27 protein-coding genes are annotated in these 25,363 nt (G+C 70.5%); 14 read left to right on the top strand and 13 right to left on the bottom strand.

Going from position 1 to position 25,363, the window contains the following annotated elements:
- Positions 1-118: 118 nt before the first annotated feature.
- Positions 119-1,318, bottom strand: coding sequence for a pyridoxal phosphate-dependent aminotransferase (locus AC4GYY_RS11180; protein WP_491120593.1), 1,200 nt, complete (start codon positions 1,316-1,318; stop codon positions 119-121).
- 40 nt (positions 1,319-1,358) lie between these two features.
- On the bottom strand, positions 1,359-3,119 hold the full coding sequence (gene pabB / locus AC4GYY_RS11175; protein WP_491120591.1) for an aminodeoxychorismate synthase component I: 1,761 nt from the start codon (positions 3,117-3,119) through the stop codon (positions 1,359-1,361).
- 118 nt (positions 3,120-3,237) lie between these two features.
- Between pabB and AC4GYY_RS11170 the strand changes: the two genes are divergently transcribed.
- Together AC4GYY_RS11170 and AC4GYY_RS11165 are read left to right on the top strand one after the other, a co-directional pair.
- Positions 3,238-3,897 carry an MBL fold metallo-hydrolase gene (locus AC4GYY_RS11170; RefSeq protein ID WP_491120589.1) on the top strand — a complete coding sequence of 220 codons (660 nt, stop codon included), beginning with the start codon at positions 3,238-3,240 and terminating at the stop codon, positions 3,895-3,897.
- A gap of 79 nt (positions 3,898-3,976) precedes the next feature.
- Positions 3,977-6,127 carry a TonB-dependent siderophore receptor gene (locus AC4GYY_RS11165; protein WP_491120587.1) on the top strand — a complete coding sequence of 717 codons (2,151 nt, stop codon included), beginning with the start codon at positions 3,977-3,979 and terminating at the stop codon, positions 6,125-6,127.
- On the opposite strand, the gene AC4GYY_RS11160 is transcribed toward AC4GYY_RS11165, so the two are convergent.
- The gene (locus AC4GYY_RS11160) at positions 6,124-6,564 is read right to left on the bottom strand and encodes an MAPEG family protein (protein WP_491120586.1); all 441 of its coding nucleotides are present in this window, start codon (positions 6,562-6,564) and stop codon (positions 6,124-6,126) included. The genes AC4GYY_RS11165 and AC4GYY_RS11160 overlap by 4 nt on opposite strands.
- Before the next feature lie 180 nt (positions 6,565-6,744).
- On the opposite strand from AC4GYY_RS11160, the gene rpmF reads away from it, so the two are divergent.
- The 5 genes from rpmF (at position 6,745) to AC4GYY_RS11135 (ending at position 9,676) form a co-directional block, all read left to right on the top strand.
- Entirely contained in the window at positions 6,745-6,924 is a 180-nt protein-coding gene (gene rpmF / locus AC4GYY_RS11155; protein WP_491120585.1) for a 50S ribosomal protein L32, read from the top strand.
- A 25-nt stretch (positions 6,925-6,949) separates the two neighbouring features.
- A complete protein-coding gene (gene plsX, locus AC4GYY_RS11150; protein WP_491120584.1) occupies positions 6,950-7,981 on the top strand; it encodes a phosphate acyltransferase PlsX in 1,032 nt (343 codons plus the stop codon).
- Entirely contained in the window at positions 7,978-8,946 is a 969-nt protein-coding gene (locus AC4GYY_RS11145; RefSeq protein WP_491120583.1) for a beta-ketoacyl-ACP synthase III, read from the top strand. Before plsX ends, AC4GYY_RS11145 begins: the two co-directional genes overlap by 4 nt.
- An 89-nt stretch (positions 8,947-9,035) precedes the next feature.
- A complete protein-coding gene (locus AC4GYY_RS11140; protein WP_491120582.1) occupies positions 9,036-9,335 on the top strand; it encodes an integration host factor subunit alpha in 300 nt (99 codons plus the stop codon).
- 5 nt (positions 9,336-9,340) lie between these two features.
- Entirely contained in the window at positions 9,341-9,676 is a 336-nt protein-coding gene (locus AC4GYY_RS11135) for a MerR family transcriptional regulator (protein WP_491120580.1), read from the top strand.
- 20 nt (positions 9,677-9,696) lie between these two features.
- Here the strand turns inward: AC4GYY_RS11135 and AC4GYY_RS11130 are convergent, their stop codons facing one another.
- Both AC4GYY_RS11130 and AC4GYY_RS11125 read right to left on the bottom strand, forming a co-directional pair.
- Entirely contained in the window at positions 9,697-10,173 is a 477-nt protein-coding gene (locus AC4GYY_RS11130; RefSeq protein ID WP_491120579.1) for a nuclear transport factor 2 family protein, read from the bottom strand.
- A gap of 57 nt (positions 10,174-10,230) precedes the next feature.
- A complete protein-coding gene (locus AC4GYY_RS11125; RefSeq protein WP_491120577.1) occupies positions 10,231-11,325 on the bottom strand; it encodes a DUF2332 domain-containing protein in 1,095 nt (364 codons plus the stop codon).
- A gap of 62 nt (positions 11,326-11,387) precedes the next feature.
- Between AC4GYY_RS11125 and hisG the strand changes: the two genes are divergently transcribed.
- Together hisG and hisD are read left to right on the top strand one after the other, a co-directional pair.
- On the top strand, positions 11,388-12,038 hold the full coding sequence (gene hisG / locus AC4GYY_RS11120; protein ID WP_491120576.1) for an ATP phosphoribosyltransferase: 651 nt from the start codon (positions 11,388-11,390) through the stop codon (positions 12,036-12,038).
- On the top strand, positions 12,035-13,330 hold the full coding sequence (hisD, locus tag AC4GYY_RS11115; protein ID WP_491120575.1) for a histidinol dehydrogenase: 1,296 nt from the start codon (positions 12,035-12,037) through the stop codon (positions 13,328-13,330). The genes hisG and hisD overlap by 4 nt, the downstream gene beginning before the upstream one ends.
- 3 nt (positions 13,331-13,333) lie before the next feature.
- Here the strand turns inward: hisD and AC4GYY_RS11110 are convergent, their stop codons facing one another.
- The 4 genes from AC4GYY_RS11110 to AC4GYY_RS11095 form a co-directional block, all read right to left on the bottom strand.
- Positions 13,334-14,917, bottom strand: a complete 1,584-nt coding sequence (locus AC4GYY_RS11110) for a methyl-accepting chemotaxis protein (protein WP_491120574.1) — start codon at positions 14,915-14,917, stop codon at positions 13,334-13,336.
- On the bottom strand, positions 14,914-15,147 hold the full coding sequence (locus AC4GYY_RS11105; protein ID WP_491120573.1) for a hypothetical protein: 234 nt from the start codon (positions 15,145-15,147) through the stop codon (positions 14,914-14,916). The genes AC4GYY_RS11110 and AC4GYY_RS11105 overlap by 4 nt, the downstream gene beginning before the upstream one ends.
- 155 nt (positions 15,148-15,302) lie before the next feature.
- The gene (locus AC4GYY_RS11100) at positions 15,303-16,007 is read right to left on the bottom strand and encodes a hypothetical protein (RefSeq protein ID WP_491120572.1); all 705 of its coding nucleotides are present in this window, start codon (positions 16,005-16,007) and stop codon (positions 15,303-15,305) included.
- A gap of 126 nt (positions 16,008-16,133) precedes the next feature.
- The gene (locus AC4GYY_RS11095) at positions 16,134-16,697 is read right to left on the bottom strand and encodes a TlpA family protein disulfide reductase (RefSeq protein WP_491120571.1); all 564 of its coding nucleotides are present in this window, start codon (positions 16,695-16,697) and stop codon (positions 16,134-16,136) included.
- Positions 16,698-16,728: 31 nt separating this feature from the next.
- Here AC4GYY_RS11095 and argH point away from each other — a divergent pair, with 31 nt between their 5' ends.
- From argH to AC4GYY_RS11070, 5 genes are read left to right on the top strand one after another with little or no spacing between them, the layout of a single operon-like run.
- A complete protein-coding gene (gene argH / locus AC4GYY_RS11090; RefSeq protein WP_491121198.1) occupies positions 16,729-18,105 on the top strand; it encodes an argininosuccinate lyase in 1,377 nt (458 codons plus the stop codon).
- Complete coding sequence (locus AC4GYY_RS11085; RefSeq protein WP_491120570.1) at positions 18,102-18,392, top strand: hypothetical protein; 291 nt, start codon at positions 18,102-18,104, stop codon at positions 18,390-18,392. Before argH ends, AC4GYY_RS11085 begins: the two co-directional genes overlap by 4 nt.
- 4 nt (positions 18,393-18,396) lie before the next feature.
- Entirely contained in the window at positions 18,397-19,653 is a 1,257-nt protein-coding gene (lysA, locus tag AC4GYY_RS11080) for a diaminopimelate decarboxylase (protein WP_491120569.1), read from the top strand.
- A gap of 17 nt (positions 19,654-19,670) precedes the next feature.
- Complete coding sequence (locus tag AC4GYY_RS11075; protein WP_491120568.1) at positions 19,671-20,504, top strand: precorrin-2 dehydrogenase/sirohydrochlorin ferrochelatase family protein; 834 nt, start codon at positions 19,671-19,673, stop codon at positions 20,502-20,504.
- 10 nt (positions 20,505-20,514) lie between these two features.
- Positions 20,515-21,471, top strand: coding sequence for a zinc transporter ZntB (locus tag AC4GYY_RS11070; protein ID WP_491120567.1), 957 nt, complete (start codon positions 20,515-20,517; stop codon positions 21,469-21,471).
- 1 nt (position 21,472) lies between these two features.
- Here AC4GYY_RS11070 and AC4GYY_RS11065 read toward each other — a convergent pair whose 3' ends face one another.
- From AC4GYY_RS11065 to fliR, 4 genes are read right to left on the bottom strand one after another with little or no spacing between them, the layout of a single operon-like run.
- Positions 21,473-21,871 (bottom strand): flagellar export chaperone FliS, encoded by a 399-nt coding sequence (locus tag AC4GYY_RS11065; protein WP_491120566.1) that lies wholly within the window; start codon positions 21,869-21,871, stop codon positions 21,473-21,475.
- Positions 21,871-23,376 carry a flagellar filament capping protein FliD gene (gene fliD, locus AC4GYY_RS11060; RefSeq protein WP_491120565.1) on the bottom strand — a complete coding sequence of 502 codons (1,506 nt, stop codon included), beginning with the start codon at positions 23,374-23,376 and terminating at the stop codon, positions 21,871-21,873. The genes AC4GYY_RS11065 and fliD overlap by 1 nt, the downstream gene beginning before the upstream one ends.
- A 60-nt stretch (positions 23,377-23,436) precedes the next feature.
- Entirely contained in the window at positions 23,437-24,588 is a 1,152-nt protein-coding gene (locus AC4GYY_RS11055) for an EscU/YscU/HrcU family type III secretion system export apparatus switch protein (protein ID WP_491120564.1), read from the bottom strand.
- The gene (fliR, locus tag AC4GYY_RS11050; RefSeq protein ID WP_491120563.1) at positions 24,588-25,361 is read right to left on the bottom strand and encodes a flagellar biosynthetic protein FliR; all 774 of its coding nucleotides are present in this window, start codon (positions 25,359-25,361) and stop codon (positions 24,588-24,590) included. Before fliR ends, AC4GYY_RS11055 begins: the two co-directional genes overlap by 1 nt.
- Positions 25,362-25,363 lie beyond the last annotated feature (2 nt).

Here is a 25,363-nt window from a genome sequence, read left to right as displayed (position 1 = left end):
GCCGGGCTGAACGGACGCTGGAACGCCCGTTCATCGTGCGTTGCGATCTAGGCGCGTTGCGTTGCAGCGCCATGTCCAAGATCGAACATGATCGTTTCCGAATGGAAACGACCGCGCGCTACTTGAGCGCGGCGCAGGCGGCCTGGATGCGATCGCACGCCTCGGTCAGCAGTGCCTCCGACGTGGCGTAGCTGATCCGCATGGCGGGGGAGAGGCCGAACGCCGCGCCCTGGACTGCCGCGACCTTGGCGTCGTCGAGGAGGTAGCCGACGAAATCCTCGTCGGTCGCGATCGTCCTCCCCGTCGGCGTGGTCTTGCCGATCGCGCCCGCGATCGAAGGATAGACGTAGAATGCGCCCTCGGGCTTCGGACAGGTGATGCCCTCGGCCTCGTTGAGCCTCGCGACGACGAGGTCGCGCCGCGACTGGAAGGCGGCGGCGCGGTCCTTGAGGAACGCCTGGTCGCCGGTGAGCGCGGCGACCGCGGCAGCCTGGGCGATCGAGCAGGGGTTCGAGGTCGACTGCGACTGGAGCTTCGCCATCGCCTTGATCAGCCAGGGTGCGCCGCCGGCGAAGCCGATCCGCCAACCCGTCATCGCATAGGCCTTCGAGCAGCCGTTGACGGTCAGCGTCCGCTCGTAGAGCGAAGGGCAGACCTGGGCGATCGTCGCGAACTCGAAGTCGTCATAGACGATATGCTCGTACATGTCGTCGGCGAAGACCCAGACCTGCGGGTGGCGCTCGATCACCTCGCCGAGCGCGCGCAGCTCCTCGGCGGAATAAGCGGCGCCGGTCGGGTTCGAGGGAGAGTTGAGGATCAGCCACTTGGTCTTCGGCGTGATCGCCGCCTCGAGCATCTCCGGCGTGAGCTTATATCCCTGCTCCGCGTCTGCCTTGACGACGACGGGGGTGGCGCCGGCGAACTGGACGACGTCGGGGTAGGACACCCAATAGGGCGCGGGCACGATCACCTCGTCGCCGGGCTCGAGCGTCGCGACGAGCGCGTTGAACAGGGTGTGCTTGCCGCCAACGTTCACGCTGATCTGGTTCGCCGCATAGGCGAGACCGTTGTCGCGCGCGAACTTGGCCGCGATCGCCGCCTTGAGTTCGGGGATGCCGTCGACGTTGGTGTATTTGGTCCTGCCGTCGCGGATCGCCTGGATCGCCGCTTCCTTGACGAAGTCGGGCGTGTCGAAGTCGGGCTCGCCCGCGCCGAGCCCGATCACGTCCACCCCGGCGCGCTGGAGCTCGAGGACGCGGCTGGTGATCGCGAGCGTCGGCGAAGGCGAGATGCGGTCGAGCGCGGCGGAGGTCTTCACGGGCGGTCCCTTCGAGAGGCGGGTCGCTCTTAGACGCGCGTCACGATTCCGCAACCGCGAGCGCGGCGGGCATGAGGCCGCGCAGCGCATTGCCCACCTGGAACCCGCCGACGAGATCGGCGGGGGTGAGGTCGGCTTCCACCGCGCGGCCGCTGTCGATCAGCTCGGCGCGCAGCACGCCGGAAAGGAGGCCGCGGGAGAGGGGCGGCGTGAGGAGGCGTCCGCCACGCGGCACGAACAGCGAGGTGAAGCTGCCCTCGGTCAGATAGCCGTCGCCATCGACGAAGACGACCTCGTCGACGCCCAAGGCCAGTCGGGGATCGTCGTAGAAGCGGCGATCGGTGGTCTTGTGACGGAGCCGGAAGTCCTCGGCCGCGACCGGAAGCGGCACAACCCGGACGGCGAGCGGGTGCGGCGCGGCCGGGGGTGCGGGCGCCACCTCGATCGCGATCGCACCCGAGGCGGCGAGCAGCAGGCGCAGCTTCGCGGGCGCGCGCAGCCGGAAGGTCGCGGCCTGGAGCTCGTTGCGGGTGGCATGCCGATCGAAGGGGATGCCGAACGCCTCCGCGCTCGCCTTCAGTCGCGCCAGGTGTCGTTCGATCAGCGGGACGCCGTCGTCGGGGTCGAACGCCATCGTCTCGATCAGGTCGAAGCGGCGCTGCGTCATCGTCACGAACGCCCCCTTCGCCAGCGCCTCGTCCCACTCGTCCGCGGCTCGGCTGTCCGCGACGATGCCGCCGCCGAGCCCGAGAGTAGCGTAGTCCTCCCCGCGACGCAGGTGCAAGGTGCGGATCGCGACGTTGAACTGTGCGGCTCCGCCGGGCTCGAACCAGCCGATCGCGCCGGTATAGACGCCGCGGGGCGAGCGCTCGACCTCGGCGATGACCTCGCTCGCGCGCAGCTTGGGCGCGCCGGTGATCGAGCCGCAGGGGAAGAGCGCCTCGACCACGTCGATCGCATCGCGCCCGTCGCCCAGGCGTGCGGTGACGGTCGAGGTCATCTGGTGGATGGTGGGATAGGTCTCGATCGCGAACAGCTCGGGCACGGCGACGCTGCCGGGGGCGGCGATCCGCGACAGGTCGTTGCGCATCAGATCGACGATGATCAGGTTCTCGGCGCGCTGCTTGGCGTCGGCGGCGAGCGCGGCGGCGGCGGCGCGGTCGGCGGCGGGGTCGGCGAGGCGGCGCGCGGTGCCCTTCATCGGGCGGCAGGTGAGCTGGCGGTCCTCAACTGCGAAGAAGAGTTCGGGGGAGAGCGAGAGCAAGGTGTCGACGCCGGTGTCGACATACGCGCCCCAGCCCGCGCGGGCGTTGGCGCGGAGGCGGGCGTAGGCTGCGAGGGGGTGGCCGAGGAGCGGGACCTTCGCGCGGAAGGTGAGGTTGGCCTGGTAGATGTCCCCCGCGGCGATCAGTGCGAGGACGCGGGCGATCGCGGCGTCGTATTCGGTCCGGGCGAGTTCGGGGACGGGTTCGCCGATCCATGCGCCCGCGGGGTCGGGGAGGGCGGCGGCGACGTCTGTGATCGTCTGGTAGCCGTCGAAGACGCCGAACCAGGCGAGGGGGGTGCGGCTGTCGCCGCGCGGCATCCGGTCGAACGCCGCGCCGGCCTCGTAGGACAGGAAGCCGGCGACGTGGCGGCCTTCGGCGAGGGCTTGGCGGACGGCGGCGAGCGCCGGGGCGATTTCCGAGACGGCGCGCGCTTCGATGACGGCGATCGGCGCCCGGTAGAGGCGGGCGGGCGCGCCGTCCGCCCGCGCGTCGTCGAACAGAAGGCAGGGAGCGACGATCATCGCGGAGGCCATGCCGCCGCTGTCCTGTGCGCGACAAGCCCCACCGTTCGTTTCGAGCGAAGTCCAGACCTGAGTTCGGACGGACCATGTTCCTCGACTAGGCTCGGAACGGACGGTAGGCCTTCGCGCCATGACCAGTCCGCCCCTCCGCGCCGCGATCGTGCCGGTCACGCCGATCGAGCAGAACTGCACCCTGATCTGGTGCACCGCGACGATGAGATGCGCGGTGATCGATCCCGGCGGCGACGTCGAGCGGATCGCCGCGGCGGTCGCGCAGGCCGGCGTCACCGTCGAGAAGGTGCTGCTGACGCACGGGCACATCGACCATGCGGGCGCGGCCAAGCCGTTCGCCGAACGCTTCGGCGTCGCGATCGAGGGGCCGCACGAGGCGGACCGGTTCTGGCTGGCGCGGCTCGCCGACGACGGGCGGCAATGGGGCATCGAGGGTGTTCCGTTCGAGCCCGACCGCTGGCTCGACGAGGGTGACACGGTGACCGTCGGCGCGCTGACGCTCGACGTCTATCACACGCCCGGCCACACCGCGGGCCATGTGATCTTCCACCATCCGCCGTCGAACTTCGCGCAGGTCGGCGACGTGCTGTTCCAGGGCTCGGTCGGGCGGACCGATCTGCCGCAGGGCGACCACCAGCAGCTCGTCCGCTCGATCGTCACCAAGCTGTGGCCGCTCGGCGACGAGACCGCGTTCATCCCGGGCCACGGCAAGCCGAGCACCTTCGCGCACGAGCGCAAGTGGAATCCTTTCGTCGGCGACGACGCGCTGAGCGACTAACCGTTAATGAGAGTGACTTGCATTACCGCCAGCGTGCGGTAATGACGCGAACGACTCGCAATAAAGGGGTATGTTCGCCGTGTCCGTTGTCCTCGCCGTCCTCGCGGCCGCCGCCGCCGCCGCGCCTGCCAACGCCTCCTTGGACGGGGGCCGCGACGACGTGATCGTCACCGCCGCCACCGAGGGAACGGACGATTACGGCGTCAAGGCGCAGACCACCGCGACACGGATGCCGCTTAGCCAGCGCGAGACGCCGCAGTCGGTGAGCGTCGTCACCCGCGCGCAGATCGACGACTTCCAGCTCAACGACGTCAACGCACTGCTGACGACGGTGCCGGGCGTCAACGTCCAGGCGCAGGAGACGGACCGCATCTATTATTCGGCGCGCGGCTTCGACATCCAGACCTTCCAGATCGACGGCATCGGTCTGCCCTTCGCGTTCGAGGTCCAGACCGGCACGATCGACACCGCAATCTACGACCGGGTCGAAGTGGTGAAGGGCGCGCCCGGGCTGCTGTCCTCGACGGGCAATCCGTCGGCGGTGATCAACTTCATCCGCAAGCGCCCGACCACCGACTTCCAGGCGAGCGCGAGCGCGCAATACGGCTCGTACGACAATCTGCGGCTCGACGGCGACGTCAGCGTGCCGCTGACCGAGGGCGGGCACGTCCGCGCGCGAGCGGTGGGGGCGTTGCTCGACACCGACAGCTATCTCGACCGCTATCACCTGCGCCGCTGGACCGGTTACGGGATCGTCGAGGCGGACCTCGGCCCCGACACCGTGGTGAGTGCGGGCTACGGCATCCAGGATCACAAGTCGAACGGCGCGACCTGGGGGGCGCTCCCGCTCTATTATACCGACGGCACGCGGATCGACCTGCCGCGCTCGGCGAACACGGGGCCGGACTGGGCGAGCTGGAACGTGATCGACCGCCAGATCTTCGGCGACATCACGCACGATTTCGGCGGCGGCTGGACCGCCAAGGTCAGCGCGCTGCGCCGCGCGATCTACGAGAACGACACTCTGTTCTACGTCTACGGCAATCCGGTGAAGGGCTCGCCCGGCGGGATCGACCCCGGCGATCCCGACGATCCCAACGACACGCGCGCCGTGTTCAGCTATCCCGGATCGTTCCGCGCGCAGACGCGCAACCTGACGCTCGACGCCTATGTCAACGGCAGGGTCGGCCTGTTCGGCCGCGAGCATGACGTGATGCTGGGCTTCAACCGCGCGGCGCAAGAATATCGCCAGGGCTCACGTTACGACTTCAGCGTCGTCGGAACGCCGATCCCGCTCGATCAGGTGTTCGACGGATCGTTCCCGCTGCCGAACTTCCCCGCGACCTTCGATCCGAGCCTCGACACGCACAACCGCCGCGAGACGGTGTACGGGCTGGTGCGGCTGAACCTTGCCGATCCGCTGAAGCTGATGGTCGGCGGCAACTACACCCATGCGGTGAGCGAGGGCGTCTCCTACGGCGTGCCGACCGATTACGATCGCTCGCGCTTCCTGCCGTTCGTCGGCACGACGCTCGATCTGTCCGCGAACATCAGCGCCTATGCGAGCTATGCGACGATCTTCAATCCGCAGACCCAGTTCGACGCCGACAACCGCCTGCTGAAGCCGATCGAGGGCGACAACATCGAGGCCGGGCTCAAGGGCGAATGGTTCGGCGGCCGGTTGAACGCCAGCGCGGCGATCTTCCAGGCGCGTCAGAACAACACCGCGGAGGCCGCCGGCTTCGACGCGGTGCTCGGTCGCACGATCTACCGCGGCGTCGACGCCAAGTCGCAGGGGATCGAATTGGAGTTCGGCGGACAGCTGCTGCCGGGGCTCCAGGCGACCGGCGGCTACACGATCATGCGCATCCGCGGCGAGGACGATGCCAATGTGCGCACCTTCGTCCCGCGCAACACCGCGCGGCTCAATGTCACCTATGCCCCGCCGTCGTTCGAGCGGCTCAAGGTCGGCGCGTCGATCCAGTACCAGAGCCGGATCTATCTCGAGCCGGGCGCGGTGTCCGACACCACCGGCGATCCGATCCGGATCACTCAAGGCGGTTACGTGCTGGTCGACCTGCTCGCGCGCTACGACGTGACACCGAACGTGTCGGTGAGCGCGAACCTGAAGAACCTGACCGACGTCAAGTATCTGACCGCGCTCAACTTCGACCAGGGCTATTACGGCGCGCCGCGGACCGTGCTGGGGACGGTGTCGCTCCGCTATTAGGCGCTGGCGGGCGCGACTTCGATCGCGCCCGCGGGCACGCGCGCGATCGTCGTCCCATAAGCGATCGCCAGGCCCCAGCCCGCCAACACGGCGAGGACCAGGGTGGTCACCAGGAACCCGCCCGCACGGAACGGGTTGGGCGCGGGGCGGTCCATCCCGATCGGATGGGCGATGCGCGCCAGGACGAACAGCACGCCCAGCGCCCACAGCCACGGCGAGCCGCCGCGCGCCAGTTCGATCAGCGCCATCAGGATCAACACGAACGGAGCGTATTCGGTGAAGTTGGCGTGTGCCCGGCCGCGCGACAGCATCAGCGAATCGCCGCCGTCGCCCATCATCACCTTGCCGGCCAGCCGCCGCTGGGTGACGCGGAGCGAGAGCCAGATGTTGATGACGCCGCACGCGGCGGCGATGACGAGCGTGATCGGCAGCACCATGACGTTCCTCCCCCTGTTGGCGCGCAACCTGCCACTCGCGCGCAGCGGTTGCAACGCGCGGCGGAATCGCTATAGGCGCACGACTTCATCGAAGCGTCCGGCCTCCGGCGCGGCCGGTCTGCCGGTCGTGACGGCGGCCAGTCGATTCGCCCCACCGTTCACACTGATCAAGGTGCCGCAATGGCCGTCCCGAAGCGAAAGACCTCGCCCTCCCGTCGCGGCATGCGCCGCTCGCACGACTCGCTCAGCGTCGCCGCGTTCCAGGAATGCCCGAACTGCGGCGAGCTCAAGCGCCCGCATAACCTGTGCGGGGCCTGCGGGCACTACAACGGTCGCGAGATCGTCTCGGCCGAAGGCTGACGCCCGGCGACAGGATCCAGTGGGAATGTCCGACACGTCCTGGATCGCCGTCGACGCGATGGGCGGTGACGAGGGACTGGCGGTGATGCTCGCCGGGGTCGCCCGCGCGCGCCGCCGATTCGAGGGGATGAAGTTCCTCCTCGTCGGCGACGAGGCGGCGATCCGCGAGGAACTCAAGACCCACCCCAATCTGACCGCGAACAGCCAGATCGTCCACGCGCCCGAGGTCATCTCCTCCGGCGAGGCGGTCGGCAAGGCGATCCGTCGCGCCAAGACCACGTCGATGGGGGTGGCGATCGATTGCGTGAAGCGCGGCCGCGCGGGCGTCGCGGTCTCCTCCGGCAACACGGGCGCGCTGATGGCGATGGCCAAGCTCGCGCTCAGGACCATGCCGGGGATCGATCGGCCCGCGCTGGCGGCGATGCTGCCTACGCTTGGCGACAACGACGTGATCATGCTCGATCTCGGCGCCAATGCGGAATGCGACGCGCGCAATCTCGTCCAGTTCGCGGTGATGGGCGCCGCCTACGCCCGCGTCACGCTCGATCTCGAGCGGCCGCGCGTCGCGCTGCTCAACATCGGCAGCGAGGATCAGAAGGGCACCGACGCGATCCGCGAGGCCGCGCAGGACCTGCGCGCCGCGACCGACCTGCCGATGAGTTTCGAAGGATTCGTCGAGGGCGACCGGCTGTCGCGCGGCGAGCATGACGTGATCGTGTGCGACGGCTTTTCGGGCAACATCGCGCTCAAGACCGCGGAGGGCACCGCGCGCTTCGTCGCCGACCTGCTCAAGCGCGCGTTCCGATCGTCGGTGCGCTCGAAGATCGGGTTCCTGATCTCCAAGCCGGCGACCGAGCTGCTGCGCGGGCATCTCGATCCGAACAACCACAATGGCGCCGTGTTCCTGGGGCTCAACGGCCTCGTCGTGAAGAGCCACGGCGGCGCGAGCGAGCTGGGAGTGGCGACCGCGATCGGGCATGCGGCCAAGATGGTGACCGCCGACCTGACGCGACGCATCCGCGACGATCTCGGCAATTTCGAGCGGGAGGCGGCGTGATCCGTTCGGTCGTCACCGGCACCGGCGCGGCGCTGCCGACGCGGCGGGTGTCCAATGCCGAACTGGCGGCGCAGGTCGACACCAGCGACGAGTGGATCGTCGAGCGCACCGGCATCCGTTTCCGCCACATCGCCGGACCGGACGAGACCACCGCGACGCTGGCGCGCGACGCGGCGTCGCGGGCGATCGCCGCCGCCGGCCTTTCGGCTCAGGACATCGACCTGATCGTGCTGGCGACCGCGACCCCCGACCAGACCTTCCCGTCGTCCGCGACCAAGGTCCAGGCGATGCTCGGCATCGACGATTGCGTCGCCTTCGACGTGGCGGCGGTGTGCTCCGGCTTCCTCTACGCGGTGCAGGTCGCCGACAGCATGATCCGTGCCGGGGGTCATGCTAAGGCGCTGGTGATCGGCGCGGAGACGTTCAGCCGCATCCTCGACTGGGAGGACCGCGCGACCTGCGTGCTGTTCGGCGACGGCGCCGGCGCGCTTGTGCTGGAGGCGCGGGAGAGCGACGAGGCGGACGGGCGCGGCATCCTGGCGACCAAGCTTCATGCCGACGGGCGGCATAACGAACTGCTCTACGTCGACGGCGGGCCGTCGACCACGGGAACGGTCGGCAAGCTCAGGATGAAGGGCCGTGAGGTGTTCCGGCACGCCGTGACCAATCTTGCAGCGGTGATGGGCGAGGCCTTGGTCGCGGCGGGGCTGACGTCGGATCAGGTCGACTGGGTCGTCCCGCACCAGGCGAACGCGCGCATCCTCGATGCGACCGCGCGCAAGCTGGGGCTCCCGGCGGAGAAGGTGGTGCTGACGGTCGATCGCCACGCCAACACCTCGGCCGCGTCGGTGCCGCTCGCGCTCGACACCGCGGTGCGCGACGGGCGCGTCAAGCAGGGCGATATCGTCGTGCTCGAGGCGATGGGCGGCGGCTTCACCTGGGGCGCGTCGGTGATGCGCTTCTAGCCCTTCTGGACGCAGCGTAAAATCCGGTGCATCGTATCGGCTGCGCCGAGTGAGCGCCGGGTGGGTGGACCGTTGCTTTGGGGGATCAGATGGCGGATGTCGCGACGCTGACGAGGGCCGACCTGGCCGATGCGCTTCATGCGGAGATCGGCCTGTCGCGCGCCGACAGCGCCAAGCTGGTGGAGCAGATCCTGGGCTGCATGTGCCACGCGCTGTCCGAGGGCGAGAACGTCAAGGTCTCCGGCTTCGGCACGTTCGTGCTGCGTGACAAGGGCGAGCGTGTCGGGCGCAACCCCAAGACCGGGGTCGAGGTGCCGATCGCCCCGCGCCGCGTCCTGACCTTCCGCGCCAGCCAGACGATGCGCGACCGCATCGTGGCGGCCGGCTGACGCCGGTGTCCCCTGGCGCGAAATCCGAACGCGCCTTCCGCACCATCGGCGAGGTCGCCGCGGCGACGGGCGTGCCGCAGCATGTGCTCCGCTACTGGGAGACGCGCTTCCCCGCGCTCAAGCCGGTGACGCGCGCGGGCGGCCGGCGATATTACCGGCCCGAGGACGTGGCGCTGGTCGCGCGGATCGACGCGCTGCTGAAGCGTGAGGGCTATACGATCCGCGGGGTGCAGCAGCTGCTCGGCGACGGCGCACCCGCGCCGGCGACCGATCCGCTCTACGCGGTGCAGCGGGTGCGTACGATGCTCGCGGCGGCCTTGGCGGCCGACGGGGAAGCGTAGCGGAGCGTCCGCGGCCACGATCAGGGGCGTGGGCGTTCGCGCGCTGACCGGGGTACGACATTGGCGTGGCGGGCGAGCCATTTCCAGCGGCCGCCCCGACGGATGTAGACGTTGGTGTAGCGTCGCTCGAGCGGAACCGCGCCGTAGGTCCGGCCGAGCTCGCTGTCGGCGGTGGGGGTGAACACCTCGCTCCCCATCACCACTCCGACGTCGCCGTCGATGCTGACGTGCTCGACCGTCCGTTCGAAGGCTTCCGCCCCGATCGCGCCGCTTCTCATCATGGCCAGGAACTGCTCGCGCGTGAGGATGCGGTTGGTCGGGGCGTTGATCGTCAGCCCCGGCGCGGCCAGCGCGGCGAGCCCCGGCAGATCCGCCTTGGCCACCATTTCCTTCTGCCGGGTGTCGAGTACCGCGAGTGCGGCCTCCGGACCGGAGCGGGTCTGCGCGGCGGCCGGGATCGCGATCGTGGTCAGCAGGGCGACGGCAAGCAGGCGCATCATCGATCTCCCGGTCTCGGCCGCGAAGAAGGCATGGCCGGGGGGATTGTGCAACCCTCAAGGCCACACGCGCGCCGACTCGGGCAAGTCGATCCCGTCGCCCGCATCCGGGGCGCCGTAGCGGACCCAGGCGGCGTGGGCATGCGCGACGCCGAGCACCGTCGGCTCGGCGTGGTCGGGCCAGCTCATCACCCGGATCACCTGGTGCGCGACCGCGCGGTTGGGCTCCATCATCACCCAGGCGAGCGGGCGCTCGGGCGTCGCCACCTCGCCCGCGGTCGTCATCGCGGCACGGACGCGGGTGGCGGTGGCGTCGGGCAGATACTGCCAGACGACTGAATGCATCAGCACGCGCGTGACGCCCTGCTCCTGCGGCTCGGCGAGGCGCGCCTCCAGCCAGTCGGCGGCGTCGGCGCGGTCGAGGCGGACGCCGTGCGCGCGGACCATGCCAATCGCCGCGCGCAGGCGTGCCAGCCGCTCGGGCTGCTCGGCCCAGACATAGGCCGAGAGCCGCGCCTCGACCGCAGGATCGGTCGGGTCGCGCGGCTGGACGTCGCAGCCCCGCGTCGACACGATCTCCACCTCGACGGGCGCGGGCGCCGGTCCGGTCCAGTCGGGGACGAGCGCGACCGGCGAGTCGACCGGGCCGAGCGTGGTCCCGCCGAGATCGAAACGGTAGCGGTCGATCAGCAGGTTCAGCCCGGCGCTCGAACCGATCTCGAGCACCTCCAACTTCGGCCCGTGCCGACGCGCGACCTCCATGAGCCCGCAGATCAGCGCCGCGGAGCGGCCGGGCTCGTTGGTCTGGGGCGGGCCGTCGAGCCAGGGGAGCAGCTCGGCCTCGTGGCGCGCCAGGGCGCCTTCCAGCGTGGCGGCGAGGCGATCGTCCGGGATTGCACCGGCGAAGGCTGCCGCCACGTCCGCGTCCTTGCCCGCCAGTACCAGCGCATGGAGGCCGCCGACGAAGCGCAGCGGCAGCGCGTCGCGCGTCGGCTCGCCCGGCCAGTCGAGCAGGCGGCGGCCGACTTCGGTCGCCCGCGTCAGCCCGTCGGCCACCGCCGTGCAGAGGCGCGCATAATGGGGCGCGTCCATCTCGCGGCAGTAATGCGCCTGGATGCGGAACGCCCCCCGGTTGGTCTCTTCGCTGGCCATGATCGTCCTCCTGCGGCACGCATTGCTCCTTCGCGACCGCCACCGTAAAGCCCGCCGCGACCGTGCTGCGACCGATCATCCTCGCCGTCCCCAAGGGCCGCATCCTTGGCGAAGCGCTGCCGCTGCTGGCGCGCGCGGGGATCGTGCCCGAACCCGCCTTTTCGGACGAGAACAGCCGCGCGCTCCGTTTTTCGACCGACGATCCCGCGATCGAATTGATCCGGGTGCGCGCCTTCGACGTCGCGACCTTCGTCGCGCACGGCGCGGCGCAGCTGGGGATCGTGGGGTCGGACGTGATCGCCGAATTCGGCTATTCGGAGCTCTACGCCCCCGTCGATCTCGACATCGGCCATTGCCGGCTGTCGGTCGCCGAACCCGCCGAGATGGCGGGGAAGGACGATCCGCGCGGGTGGAGCCATGTCCGGGTGGCGACCAAATATCCGCACGTCACCGCCGAACATTTCGCGAAGGCGGGCGTGCAGGCGGAGTGCGTCAAGCTGAACGGCGCGATGGAACTCGCGCCGACCCTGGGGCTCGCGCCCCGGATCGTCGATTTGGTCTCGTCGGGGCGGACGCTCAAGGACAACGGGCTGGTCGAGATCGAACGGGTAATGGAGGTGTCGGCGCGGCTGGTGGTCAATCGCGCGGCGATGAAGACCCGCGGCGAGGTGGTGCCCTTGGTCGAGCGGTTCCGACGGGCGGTGGCGCCATGATCCGGCTCTCGACCGCGGAGGCCGGATTCGAGGCCGCCTTCGCCGCGCTGGTCGATGCGCGTCGCGAGTCCTCGGCCGACGTGACGCGCGATGTCGCGACGATCCTGCGCAGCGTGAGGGACGAGGGCGATGCGGCCGTGCGCGCGTTCACCCAGCGGCTCGACGGGCACGATCTCGATGCGGGCGGCTGGCGCGTCGAGGCGGCGGACTGCGCCGATGCGTTCGCGGCGCTGGAGCCCGAATTGCGCGTCGCGCTCGACCTCGCGGCGGCCCGCATCCGCGCCTATCACGAAAAGCAGCGCCCGGCGGACACCGACTTCACCGATGCGGCCGGAGTGCGGCTCGGCGCGCGGTGGCGCGCGGTCGAGGCCGCCGGGGTCTATGTGCCGGGCGGTCGCGCGGCCTATCCGTCCACGCTGCTGATGAACGCGATCCCGGCGAAGGTCGCCGGCGTCGAGCGGCTTGTGGTGGTGACGCCGACGCCCGGGGGGCAGATCAACCCGCTCGTGCTCGCCGCCGCGCATCTGGCGGGCGCGGACGAGGTGTGGCGCATCGGCGGCGCGCAGGCGATCGGCGCGCTTGCGTACGGCACCGATCGGATCGAGCGGGTCGATGTGGTGACCGGACCGGGCAACGCCTGGGTCGCCGAGGCCAAGCGGCAGGTTTACGGCGTGGTCGGGATCGACATGGTCGCAGGGCCGAGCGAGATCGTCGTCGTGGCTGACGGTGCGAACGATCCGGAATGGATCGCCGCCGACCTCTTGAGCCAGGCCGAGCACGATCCGACCACCCAATCGATCCTGTTCACCGATGACGCCGATTTCGCGGACGCGGCGGCGGCGGCGGTCGAACGACAGCTGGCGGACCTGCCGACCCGTGAGGTCGCGCGGGCGGCATGGGCGGCGAACGGGGCGATTATCGTGGTTGACACGCTCGTCGCGGCGATGCCGCTGGTCGATCGGCTCGCCCCCGAGCACGTCGAACTGGCGGTCGACGAGCCGCAGGCGCTGTTCGACCGGCTGCGCCATGCCGGCTCGGCGTTCCTCGGGCGGCACACGCCGGAGGCGATCGGTGATTACGTGGCAGGGCCGAACCATGTGCTCCCCACCGGTCGGCGGGCGCGGTTCGCGAGCGGGCTGGGAGTGACCGACTTCATGAAGCGGACCAGCTTCCTCCAGCTCGACGAGGGGAGCCTCGCGGAGCTCGGTCCGGCGACGATCGCGCTGGCGCGGGCCGAAGGGTTGCCGGCGCACGCCCGGTCGGTGGCGCTCCGGCTGCGGACGAACTCCTGAGGGTCAGTCCTCGCGCAGGAAGGCGACGAACGAGTCGGTCGCCGCGCGCAGGTCGCGCGCATCGGCGGTGAGCGCCTCCGCCGAGGTCCGGACCTCGGCCGACAGCGTGGCCGTGGCGGAGACCGTATGGGCGACGCGACCGATCCGGTGCGCGATCAGATCGGCGCTGCCGGACGCGCTTTCCGCACTGCGTTCGATCGCGAGCGCATAGCCGCGCTGTTCGTCGACCGAGGCGACGATTCCCGCGGCGGCGCTCGCCACCTCGGTGATCGCCGCGGTCACCCGTTCGATCGACTCGATCGACCCGCCGACTCCGGAGCGGATCTCGGCGAGGATGGCGGCGATCCGGTCGCTGGCGCGCGCGGCGTCGTCGGCGAGCGACTTCACCTCGCCGGCGACCACCGCGAACCCGCGTCCTGCGTCGCCCGCGCGCGCCGCCTCGATCGTCGCGTTGAGCGCCAGCAGGTTGGTGGTGGCGGCGATGCCGCGGATGTCCTCCACCAGCGCGTCGATCCGCTCCGTACGGTCGGCGAGGAGCGCGATCGCCTCGCCGCTGGCCGCCCCGTGCGCGTTGGCCTCTAGCGTCATGCGCTCCTGCTGGTCCGCCGAGACGGCGACCGAGCCGATGGAGAGTCCCAGCGACCGCAGCGATTCTGCGACCTGGCGGATTTCGGTGGTCGCAAGCGCAGCGCCGGCGCTCACGTCCCCGGCTTCGACGCCAGCGCTTGCCGCGATCCGGTTGAGATGGATCGCGGATGTCTCGAGCGTTCCCGCCGCCGCTTCGATCGACCTGGTGACGGCGGCGACGCTGGCCTCGAACTGCGCCGCAAGGACCATCAACTCGGACCGACGCTCGATTGCGGTACGCCGTTCGATCGTCTCGCGCCGGTCGCGCTCCTCGGCGGCGGTTTCCGCCAGGGCCTGGTTGGCGGCCAGGGCGCGTTCGGCGCGCGCGCGCTCGGCTTCGGCGAGCGCGGCGAGGCGGCGGCTCTCGGCGACGCTTTGCTCCTGTGCGACCGTCAAGGCCTGCAGCCGGCCGGTGAGCCAGGTCAGCACCCCGAGTTCGAGCCCGACCGCAAAGGCGTGGAACAGCACGCGGCCGTAGTTTCCCGACCCCGCGAAGACGAGTTCGGGGGCGAGGAACTCCAGCAGCAGGTGGTGCGCGGCGATCAGCGCCGCGGCGAGCGCGATCGGGCGCCAGTCGCACAGCACCGCCAGGGCGGCGAGCGCGACGAAGAAATACATATGCCCGTCCATCTGCCAGGTGTGGCCCCTGAGCAGCAGCACCAGCAGCGCGGGCATCACCGCCGCGAGCGGCGCCATCACCGCGCGCGCCTCCGCATCGTAGCGGCCGCGCAGCGCCATTAGCGTCGGCAGGATGTTGACGAGGCCGCCGACGGTCAGGATCGGCCACAGCCCGGCCCCATGCCGGAGGAGCGAGCCGCCGACGAGCAGCAGCCACGCGGCCCAGCCGAGCAGCGCCAGCGTGCGGACGCCGCGCTGCCGAAGCTGGTCGATCGCCCCGGGAGCGACGGCGGCGTCCGGAAGGCGCAGTACGGCCGTCAGGCGTAACGCGGCGGCGGTCATGCCCGGACCTGCCCGCAGGCGGAGGACGGCGCCGCGATTGCGAGCACGCCGGCGGCGGCGAGCGGCCCGACAGCGCTCCGGTCCGCCCAGACGAGCAGCGCGCCCGTGGAGGTGGGGCCGAGCAGACGGGCGCCGTGTGTGGTCGAGATCCGGATCGCGAGACCGGAATCGCCGGTGAGCGGGAGGAGCAGCATCGGCCCTCGTGCGGGCGGCGCCAGAGCGACGGCCACGAGGGCGAGCGTTGCGAGCGCGAATTGGGTCGGAACGGGTCGAAACGTCGGCAGCGGCATCGTCCGGTCGTCCTAGCGATCGAACGGTAAATCCGAATTTAAGGCTGAACGTTCGCTAACGTACCGAGCGCACCGAAGCGCGGACCGCCACCGGATCAGAAGCGGAAGGCGGTGCCCACATATACCGCCTGGCTGTCGCGGCGGTCGTCGGTGAAGCGAACCAGCCGGTCACGCTCGCTCTTGTAGCGCATGCCCGCGGTCACATCGATGTTGCGGGTCAGCGAATAGCTGCCACCGACGTCGATCGAGTAGCTTGGCGCCCCCTCGATCAGGCGGACCGCGTTCGCGTCCGGCTTGTCACTCGATGCGCGGACCTGCCCCGAGAAGCGATTTCCGGCGTAGGTGACCGCAACGTCGGCGCTGTCGCGCGAGCCGGGCTGCCCGGCGAGATCGACCTTGGCGAGATCGCCCGAAACCGCGAAGCGCTTCCAGCCGACCGCGACGCCAAGATTATAGGCGATCGGAGCGAGACCGACGGTCGGCGCGACGGCGGCGATGCGCTCCTCGGCCGGCACGCGGTTCGAGCGCGTGCGGACCGCGACGGTCACGGCCTTGCCGGTGCTGCGGGTCTCGGACGGCGTGAAGCGGAACGCACCCCCCAGGCCGCCACGGGCGAACACCGCGGCGAGGCGCGGATCGGCCGCGGCGGGAGTGAAGGCGGAAAGCGCGCGGGCGGCGGCGACGGGCTGACGGGCGAGGCGAACGGCCTTCTCGGTCGCGCCGATCGCGGGCGCGACGAAGGCGCCGGCGACGAGCCCGGCCCCCAACATCCCACCGAAGACCACGCGCTTCCGCGTCACGACCCTGTCCATCCTCCCGGATTCGTTATGCCAACGCGACTAGCACCGATCCGGCGCGGCCCGCCACCCGACTCCGCCACATTTCGGCCAAGTGTTGCATCGTTGCCGCAGAAGGACCGCCGGCCCTCATCGTTCCGCGAGGAGCGCGCGCGAATCCGCACCCGTCCAGTCACGGCCGCCGGTCACGCGCCACCGTTCGCGCCCGTCGGCCCCGTAGAAGATGGAGGTCGGGAGATTGGCCGCATAGGCGACGCTGAGCGCGAGCTTGGGGTCGCGGAAGGGGGTGAGCGAGACGCCATTTCCCTTGAGGAACGGCGCGGCGCGGGTCGCGTCCATGTCTTGGTCGACCGCAACGACCAGCGTCCCGCTTTTCGCCAGCGCGTCGAGCGTCGGCAGTTCGGCGATGCAGGGCGCGCACCAGGTCGCCCACAGGTTGAGGAGGAACGGCCTGCCCGTGAAGGCGGCGAGGGTCGTCGGCTTGCCGTCCGGCGCTTCGAACGCGGCGGTGACCGCCGGCTCGCCGCGGTGGCTGCGGTCGACTGCGCCGGGCGTCGGCGCCTCCGCGGCGGCGCCGGATGGCGCGGTTTGCGGCTGGATGGCTTGCGAGTGATCGGGGGCTTGCCTATCGCAGCCCGCGACCAGCAGGCCGAGCAGGAGAACGCCGGTTCCCGACCGCAGCGACGATAGCATGAAGGCGTCCAATCCCATGGGGGGCAATCAGATGTGGGGCGGGCGGTTCGCCGAAGGCCCCGCTGCGGTGATGCGTGAGATAAATGCGAGCATCCCCTTCGACAAGCGGCTGTGGCGGCAGGACGTGACGGGATCGAAGGCGCATGTCGCGATGCTGGGCGCGGCTGGCATCGTCTCGGCCGAGGATGCGGCGGCGATCACGGCCGGGCTGGACCGGGTCGCCGAGGGATACGAGCGTGACGGCGTGGTGGAGGACCTCGCGCTTGAGGACATCCACATGCAGACCGAGGCGCGGCTGGCCGAGGCAATCGGACCGGTCGCGGGCCGCCTTCACACCGCGCGCAGCCGCAACGACCAGGTCGCGACCGACTTCCGGCTGTGGGTGCGCGAGGCGATCGACGCGACGCTCGGCCGGTTGGCGGCGCTGCGTCGCGCGCTGCTGACGCGGGCGGAGGAGCATGCGGCGAGCGTGATGCCGGGGTTCACGCACCTCCAATCGGCACAGCCGGTGACGCTGGGGCATCACCTGATGGCCTATGCCGAGATGGCGGCGCGCGACGCCTCTCGGTTTCGAGATGCGCGGGCGCGGATGAACCTGTGCCCGCTCGGCGCGGCGGCGCTGGCGGGGACGGGATTCCCCATCGACCGGGCGGCGACCGCGGCGGCGCTGGGGTTCGACGGCCCGACCCGCAACAGCCTCGATTCGGTCAGCGACCGCGATTTCGCGATCGAGTTCCTGACGTGCGCGGCGCAATGTTCGCTGCACCTCAGCCGCCTCGCCGAGGAGTTCGTGCTGTGGGCGTCGCAGCCGTTCGGGTTCGTCTCGCTGTCCGACGCCTGGTCGACCGGCAGCTCGATCATGCCGCAGAAGCGCAACCCCGACGCGGCCGAACTGGTCCGCGGCCATTCGGGGCGGATCGTCGGCAGCCTCGTCAGCCTGATGATGACGATGAAGGGGCTGCCGCTCGCCTATTCGAAGGACATGCAGGACGACAAGCCGCCGGTGTTCGAGGCGCATGATCTGCTGACCCTGAGCCTCGCGGCGATGACGGGCATGGTCGAGAGCGCGACGTTCCGGGCCGATCGGATGCGCGAGGTCGCGGAGGCCGGCTTCGCCACCGCGACCGATCTCGCCGACTGGCTGGTGCGCGAGGCGGGCGTGCCGTTCCGCGAGGCGCACCACATCACGGGCCGCACGGTGGCGCGGGCGGAAGCGACGGGCGTGCGCCTCGACGAACTGCCGCTCGCCGACCTGCAGGCGATCGACGCACGGCTCGATCCAAGGGTCTATGACGTGCTCTCGGTCGATGCCTCGGTCGCGAGCCGTACGAGCTTCGGCGGGACCGCGCCGACGCGCGTGCGCGAGGCGATCGCCGCCGCCCGCGACGCGCTGGAGGCGGGACGATGAGGCGCGGTCTGATGCTGTGTCTGGCGCTGACCGGGTGCGGCTCGGCGGCGGAGCTCAAGCCGCGCGCAGGACAGCCGCTGCCGGTCGCGCCTTATGGTGCGACCGCGACGCCGACCCCCAAGCAGCTGACGACCCCGCGACCGCAACAGCGGCCGCTGACGGTCGACGATCTGCTCGTCCGCTCCGAGAAGCGCCGCTCGGACGAGTTCGACCTGCCGCCCCGCCGTGCGGGCGAGCCGGACCGGCCTGCGCCTGTCGACGCCGCCGCCGCCGATCCGCCGCAATAGAGCGATGGACCATTTCGATCTGAGGGAGGGCGAGCTCTGGTGCGAGGACGTGCCGCTCGCGCGCATCGCCGACGAGGTGGGGACGCCCGTCTACGTCTATTCGGCGGCCACGCTGCGCCGCCATGCGCGGGTCTTCCGTGAGGGCGTTGCCGGCGCGGGGCAGGTGCATCTCGCCTATGCGATCAAGGCGAACCCCAATCTGGCGGTGCTGAGGGTGCTTGCCGACGAGGGCTACGGGGCCGACGTCGTCTCAGGAGGCGAGCTGGCACGCGCGCTCGCGGCGGGGATGCCCGCCGCCGACATCGTCTTTTCCGGCGTGGGCAAAACCCAGGGCGAACTGGCGACGGCGCTGGACGCCGGCATCGGGCAGTTCAACCTCGAGCTGGAGGAAGAGGGGGTCGTCCTCTCGGCGCTGGCCGAGGCGCGGGGGGTGCGGGCGCCCGCGGTGCTGCGGGTCAATCCCGACGTCGATGCGCGCACTCACGCCAAGATCTCGACGGGACGAGCCGAGAACAAGTTCGGCATTCCGATCGACCAGGCGCCCGCGATGTACGCGCGATTGGCCGCGCTGCCCGGGCTCGAGATGCGGGGGGTGGCGATCCACATCGGCAGCCAGCTGGCCGATCTGTCGCCCCTCGAGGCGGCGTACATGCGGGTCGGCACGCTGGTCGCCGAACTGCGCGCCGCCGGTCACGCCGTCACACGGGTCGATCTCGGCGGTGGGCTGGGGGTGCCCTACCGCGCGGGGGAGGTGCTGCCGTCGCCCGCCGACCTCGGCGTGGTGGTCGCGCGCGCGACCGCGGGGTGGGAGGTCGAGCTGATGTTCGAGCCCGGGCGCGTGATCGCGGGCAATGCCGGGGTGCTCCTCACCCGCGTGATCTGGGTGAAGCCGGGGGTGAGCAACCCCTATGTGATCGTCGACGCGGCGATGAACGACCTCGCGCGGCCGGCGCTCTACGACGCCTGGCACGATTTTCAGGCGGTGCGGCCGACGGGCGGGCGGTTCGTCGCCAACATCGCCGGGCCCGTGTGCGAGACCGGCGACACCTTCGCCCGCGATCGCGAGATCGACCTCGTGGCCCGCGGCGACCTCGCGATCTTCCGTACCGCAGGCGCGTACGGCGCGACGATGGCGTCGACCTACAATTCTCGGCCGCTGGTGCCCGAGGTGCTGGTCGACGGCGACCGTTACGCCGTCGTCGCCGACCGGGTCGCGGCGGAGATGCTGATCGCCGCCGAGCGCGTGCCCGCCTGGCTGTGACGCTCCATTCGCTGCCCGTGTTCCTGCGCCTCCAGGGTCGCAAGGTGATCCTGGTCGGCGAAGGCGAGGCGGCGGAGGCGAAGCGGCGCCTGCTGGAACGTGCGCGAGCGGTGGTGGTCCCCGAACCGCCGTTCGTCCCGAGCGAAGTCGAGGGACAAGCGGCAGGCGGTGCCTCGATGCTTCGACGAAGCTCAGCAGAGCCTTCGCTCGGCACGAACCTACGTCTCCCACCCCTCGCCATCGTCGTCGACGACGACGCCGCGGTCGCGCGGCTCAGGGCGCGCGGGGTGCTGGTCAACGCGGTCGACCGGCCCGAGCTGTGCGACTTCACCCTGCCCGCGATCGTCGACCGCTCGCCGGTGATCGTCGCGATCGGGACCGGGGGCGCGTCGGCGGGGTTGGCGGCAGCGCTCCGTCAGCGGCTGGAGGCGCTTTTGCCGGCTCGGCTGGGGCAGCTGGCGGACGCGCTGTTCGCGGCTCGGGGCGCAATCCGCGCGGCGCTTCCGGACGCGATCGCGCGGCGGCGCGCGCTCTCCGCGGCGCTTGCTCCGGGAGGCGACCTCGATCCATTCGGTCCGGAACCCGGTGTCGACCGGTGGCTGGGCGCCGATCAGCTCCGGGGCCACGACACTGCGGAGCTGGAGGCGATCGTCCTCACCTCCTCCGACCCGGACGACCTCACGCTCCGCCAGGCGCGGCTGCTCGCCAACGCCGACCGCGTGACCCACGGCGCGGAGGTGCCCGCGGCGATCCTCGACCGTGCCCGCGCGGACGCGGTGCGGATCGAAACCGCCGCGCCGCCGGTTGACCCGGCGCCGGGACTGAACGTCGACGTGAGGATGGCCCGATGAGGATGCGACGATGAGCGGGTTCGGCTACCGCATCACCGACGGCAAGGCGGCAAAGGTCGAGATCAAGGAGGCGCTGGGCTGCACCGCCGATCTCGTCTGGGTGCACCTGTCGACCACCGCCGAACATGCGCAGGTCTGGCTGCGCGACGAGGCCAAGGTCCCCGAATATCTCGTCGAGGCGCTGACCGCGCAGGAGACCCGCCCCCGCTGCGAGCAATTCCAGGACGGCGCGTTCCTCAACCTGCGCGGGCGCACCGACGAGGAACTCGACGGCTCCGACGCGCTCGCCTCGGTCCGCATCTGGGCGATCAAGGGCCGGGTGATCTCGCTCACCCGCAAGCATCTGATCGCGGTCGACGCGGTCGAGCGCGAGGTGGCGGACGGCGAGGTGCGCGACCCCGGCGACCTGATCGCGGCCTTCGCCACCGCGATCACCGAGGACCTCGACCCCGAGGTCGCCGATCTGGGCGACAGCCTGGACGATTGCGAGCAGAAGCTGGACGCCGACCATGTGTTCGAACTGCGTCGCGGGGTGACGCATGTTCGCGTCCAGGCGATCAACTACCGCCGTTTCCTCGCCCCCCAGCGCGCGGCCCTGGAGAAATTGGCGACGCTTCCGGGCGAATGGCTGGCCGATGACGATCGCCTCCACCTCGCCGCCGCCGCCGACCGCGCCGCGCGCATGGCCGAGGAGCTGGAGGCGATCCGCGAACGCGCCAGCCTGATGCACGAGGCGCTGACCGACCTGCGCGCCGAGCAGCTCGATTCGCGCAGCCTGATCATCGCGATCGCGGCGATGGTGTTCCTGCCGCTGACGTTCATCACCGGGCTGTACGGCATGAACGTCGACGGCTTGCCTTATGCGCACAAGCCGTGGGCGTTCGATGCCATCATGGCCATCTGCGTCGTGATCGCGGTGGGGACGGTCGGGTATTTCGTCCGTCGGCACTGGGTGCGCGGCGCCTAGCCTAAGCCGCGCGGGCCATCTTCCATGCGCCCGCGATCTCGTCGATGCTGGCGGCCACGTCGAGCAGCGGCTTGGCCTCGGTGCCGATGCTCGCGCGGACGATCTCCTTGCGCGCGCCGGCGTAGAAGCGGGCGAGGGTGGCGGAGACCTCCGCGCCGTGTTCGAAGTCCAGCCCCGCTTCGAGCGCGAACAGGATCGCGGTCGCTCGCGTCACCTTCTCGCTTCTGATCTCGAAGCGGCGATGCTCGGCGGCCCAGGCGGCGACGCGAAGCGCGCCGGTGAGTTCGTCGTAGAGCAGCGACACGAGCGCCGCCGCGTCCGCCATCGCGGTGCGGCCGGCCAGGTCGATGTCGCGGTAGGTCCGCGCCGGATTGCGCAGCAGCGCCGATGCGTACGCCATCAGCCGGTCGACTTGGTCCACATGTCGACCTGCTGGGTCAGGTACGACTGGGTCGATTTGTAGGCGGAGAGCTTGGCGTTCATGCTGGCGTATTGCTGGGTCAGCCGGTTGGTCATCGACGCCGACTTCGTCGCGATGTCGTCCTGCAGCGCCGCGAGCCGGGTCTGCGCCTCGGTATAGCGGGTGGTTGACGCGCCGAGGCCGTAGAGCGTGCTGGTCGCGTTCAGCTTCAGCGAGGACATCGCCGCGTTGACGCCGTCCGGGTTCGAGGTCGAATAGGCGAACATCGCCTCGACCTGGTCGGGATAGTCCTTGAGCGCGGTCGCGAGCTGGTCGGCGTCGACCTGGAGCGTGCCGTCGCGGTTGGTGCGCACCCCGATCGCGGCCAGCGTCGCCGGCTCGCCCGCGGCCGCGCCCGACAGCAGGGTCTTCGACACCAAAACCTGCATCGACTGGAGCAGGCCCTTGGCAGCGGGATCGGCGCGGAGCACGCCGGTGATCGGATCGGTGTCCGCCTTCACCGTCGCGACCACGCCGTTGTAGGTGTCCACGAAATCGTTGACCGCATTGGTGAGGGCGGTCGTCGGCTGGGTGGTGGTGAGCGACACGGGGGTCGCGGACACGCCGGTCAGCGACAGCTTGATGCCGGCGATCAGGTCCGAAATGTCGTTCGAGGCGCGCTCGACCGCGACGCCGTCGACCGACAGCTTCGCATTCCTGGCCTGGCTGGTCACGACCGTGTTCGCCGCGCCGACGCCGACCGCGACCTGCGACAGATCGCCGGTGGTCGAGGCCGCGTCGAGCGTGAACGCCTGCGCGGCGCCGGTCGCGCCCTTGAGCGAGAGGTAGGCGACGCCGTCGGCGTCGGTGACGACGCTGGCGGTAACACCGGCCTTCTTGGCGTTGATCGCGGCGGCGATGCCGGTCAGCGACGAATTGGTGTCGTCGATCGTGATGTCGATGGCACCGGTCGCGCCTTGCGCGAAGGACGCCATGGATCCGTCCGCATTGTAGGTCGCCGCGCCGAGCTTGAGCGTCAGCGTGCCGGTGCCGACCACCGCGTCCTTGGTCGCGAACGCGGTCCTGCTGACCGCGGTCTGCTGGCTCGCGAGCTGGCTGACGGTGATGCTGGCGCTGAGCCCCGCGGTCTTGCCGCCGGGGATCGCGCTGGCGGAAAGGACCGCGCCGTTCGACACGACGGGCTGCGACTGGAGCGTCCCGCCCTTCACCAGATTGGCGAGCGCGTCGGCGAAGTCGCTGATCGTGCTCTTGAGCGACGACACCGCCGAGATCTGCGCGGTGAGCGTGTCGCCTTGCGTCTTGAGCTGCGCGGTCTTGGTCGCGAATTGCGCCTGCACCAGGCTGGCGACGAGGCTGGCGGTGTCCACCCCCGAGCCCGCGCCGAGCGAGGTCAGCAGCGACTGCGCGGCGGCGGCGTTGATGCTCGCCGCGGTCGGCGTCGGCGTCGGTGTGGGCGACGACGACGTGGGGGAAGTGGTGGTCATGACGGGAGGTGAAACGGCTGGTGGAGCGCGAAGTTAAGCGGAGTTCGTCCTCTTTTCCGCTCATCCTCGGGATGAGCGGGGTGAGGATTGCACCCCATTCTCGTCGAACCTTGCGCCCGGCGGCACGTCGATCGGCGGCGGCGTCGCCGTCCCCCCCGCCCGTGCGTTGATGCCGAACACGAACGCCAGCACCGTCGCGATCGCGAGGTAGAGGTCGTCGCGGACCTCCTGCCCCTCGCGGCTGGTGTAGTAGACGGCGCGGGCGAGCGCGGGATATTCGAGCACGGGCACGTGCATCTCGCCCGCGATCTCGCGGATCGCCAGCGCGGTCGCGCCCCGGCCCTTCGCCACCACCACCGGCACCTGGTCGCGCCCGCGCTCGTAGCGGAGGGCCACCGCGAAGTGCGTGGGGTTGGTGAGGATGACGTGCGCCTCGGCGACCGCCTTGCGCGCGCCCTTCGACAGCATCGCGCGGGCGCGGGCGCGTTGCTGGCCCTTGGTCTCGGGATTGCCCTCGCTCTCCTTATGCTCGTCCTTGATCTCCTGCTTCGACATGCGGAGCTTTTTGAAGAGCTGGAACATGGCGGTCGGCACGTCGACCATCGCGATCAGCACGAGGCCGAGCGCCATCGCCAGCAGGATCGTCGTCAGCGTGCCGCCGAGGGTCGAGACCGCCTGGTCGATGTTCGACGAGGCGAGGCCGAAGGTGATCCGCGTCGACGTCCACAGGACGTACGCGCCGATCGCGCCGAGCAGGACGACCTTGAGCAGCGACTTGCCGAGTTCGATCAGCCCGGACGTGCCGAAGATCCGTTTCAGCCCCGAGGCGGGATTGATGCGCGAGGGCTTGGGCGCGAGCAGCGAGGCGTTGAAGCGCAGCGAGCCGAGCCCGGCCTGCGCGAAGATCGTCGCGGCCATCGCCAGCACGAACAGCGCGCCGACCGGGACCGCGAGCGTCCAGGCCGCGGCGGCGAGCGGACGCCAGGGCTCGAAATCCTCGACGTCGGCGCGGCCGAACGAGAAGCTCGCCGCCATCACCGCCTTCAGGCCCGCGATCAGCTGACCGCCGAACAGCAGGATCCAGGCGACGCCGGCGAGGACGACGAGCGCGGTCGAGAGCTCGCGGCTCTTGAGGAGTTCGCCCTTGTCGACCGCATCCTTGCGGCGCTTCTGGGTGGGGGCTTCCGTCCGTTCGCCGGCGTCCTCCGCCATCAGCCGAGCACCAGGCTGGAGGTGGCGGCAAGGCCCTCGCGGACGATGACCTGGAGATAGTCGCCCATCGCCGGGAAGGCGATGGCGAGCGCGACGACGCCGGTCGCGAGGCTCGCCGGGATGCCGACCGAGAAGATGTTGAGCGCGGGCGCCGAGCGCGCGAGCATCCCCATGACGAGATTGAGGCAGAGCAGCAGGAAGCCGACCGGCAGCGCGAGCAGCAGCCCGGCGAGGAAGGCGTAACCGCCGAACAGCGCGATGTCGCGCGCCTGCGCGGCGGCCAGCCACGACTTGCCGACGGGAAGCACGTCGTAGCTCTTCACGATCGTGTCGACCAGGACGAGGTGCCCGTCGAGGGAAAGGAACAGGAGAGTCAGCAGGATCGACAGGAACTGGCCGATCGCGGGCGAGGAGCGACCCGAATTGGGGTCGATCATGTTGGCGAAGCCGATCCCCATCGCGCCCCCGATGATCTCGCCGGCGACCAGGGGTGCTGCAAAGGCGATCTGGAGGATGAAGCCGAGCGCGAGACCGACCAGAGCCTCGGCGGCGATCGCCATGAAGGTGGCGAGCGCGAAGACCTCGGGCGGGGGCGTGACGGCGTGGGTGCCGAGCACGAGCACGCCGATGCCGCCCGACAGCGCGACGCGGACGGGGAGTGGAACCGAGACGTTGCCGAACATCGGCGCCGCGACGAACGCCGCACCGACGCGGATCATCACGAACACCAGCGCCCAGAGCTGGGGCTCGATGGCTAAGCCGAAGCCCAACATCG

The organism is Sphingomonas sp. SP6 (genome assembly GCF_058313435.1).
The sequence above is the reverse complement of the archived record's forward strand: the minus strand, read 5'-3'. Positions and strand labels throughout refer to the sequence as shown.

Excerpts from the sequence above, each read along its gene's own strand:
- pabB (WP_491120591.1), bottom strand. The coding sequence starts at position 3,119 with ATGGCCTCCGCGATGATCGTCGCTCCCTGCCTTCTGTTCGACGACGCG.
- AC4GYY_RS11170 (WP_491120589.1), top strand. The coding sequence starts at position 3,238 with ATGACCAGTCCGCCCCTCCGCGCCGCGATCGTGCCGGTCACGCCGATC.
- AC4GYY_RS11160 (WP_491120586.1), bottom strand. The coding sequence starts at position 6,564 with ATGGTGCTGCCGATCACGCTCGTCATCGCCGCCGCGTGCGGCGTCATC.
- rpmF (WP_491120585.1), top strand. The coding sequence starts at position 6,745 with ATGGCCGTCCCGAAGCGAAAGACCTCGCCCTCCCGTCGCGGCATGCGC.
- plsX (WP_491120584.1), top strand. The coding sequence starts at position 6,950 with ATGTCCGACACGTCCTGGATCGCCGTCGACGCGATGGGCGGTGACGAG.
- AC4GYY_RS11140 (WP_491120582.1), top strand. The coding sequence starts at position 9,036 with ATGGCGGATGTCGCGACGCTGACGAGGGCCGACCTGGCCGATGCGCTT.
- AC4GYY_RS11130 (WP_491120579.1), bottom strand. The coding sequence starts at position 10,173 with ATGCGCCTGCTTGCCGTCGCCCTGCTGACCACGATCGCGATCCCGGCC.
- AC4GYY_RS11125 (WP_491120577.1), bottom strand. The coding sequence starts at position 11,325 with ATGGCCAGCGAAGAGACCAACCGGGGGGCGTTCCGCATCCAGGCGCAT.
- hisD (WP_491120575.1), top strand. The coding sequence starts at position 12,035 with ATGATCCGGCTCTCGACCGCGGAGGCCGGATTCGAGGCCGCCTTCGCC.
- AC4GYY_RS11110 (WP_491120574.1), bottom strand. The coding sequence starts at position 14,917 with ATGACCGCCGCCGCGTTACGCCTGACGGCCGTACTGCGCCTTCCGGAC.
- AC4GYY_RS11095 (WP_491120571.1), bottom strand. The coding sequence starts at position 16,697 with ATGCTATCGTCGCTGCGGTCGGGAACCGGCGTTCTCCTGCTCGGCCTG.
- argH (WP_491121198.1), top strand. The coding sequence starts at position 16,729 with ATGTGGGGCGGGCGGTTCGCCGAAGGCCCCGCTGCGGTGATGCGTGAG.
- AC4GYY_RS11085 (WP_491120570.1), top strand. The coding sequence starts at position 18,102 with ATGAGGCGCGGTCTGATGCTGTGTCTGGCGCTGACCGGGTGCGGCTCG.
- lysA (WP_491120569.1), top strand. The coding sequence starts at position 18,397 with ATGGACCATTTCGATCTGAGGGAGGGCGAGCTCTGGTGCGAGGACGTG.
- AC4GYY_RS11070 (WP_491120567.1), top strand. The coding sequence starts at position 20,515 with ATGAGCGGGTTCGGCTACCGCATCACCGACGGCAAGGCGGCAAAGGTC.
- AC4GYY_RS11065 (WP_491120566.1), bottom strand. The coding sequence starts at position 21,871 with ATGGCGTACGCATCGGCGCTGCTGCGCAATCCGGCGCGGACCTACCGC.
- fliD (WP_491120565.1), bottom strand. The coding sequence starts at position 23,376 with ATGACCACCACTTCCCCCACGTCGTCGTCGCCCACACCGACGCCGACG.
- AC4GYY_RS11055 (WP_491120564.1), bottom strand. The coding sequence starts at position 24,588 with ATGGCGGAGGACGCCGGCGAACGGACGGAAGCCCCCACCCAGAAGCGC.
- fliR (WP_491120563.1), bottom strand. The coding sequence starts at position 25,361 with ATGTTGGGCTTCGGCTTAGCCATCGAGCCCCAGCTCTGGGCGCTGGTG.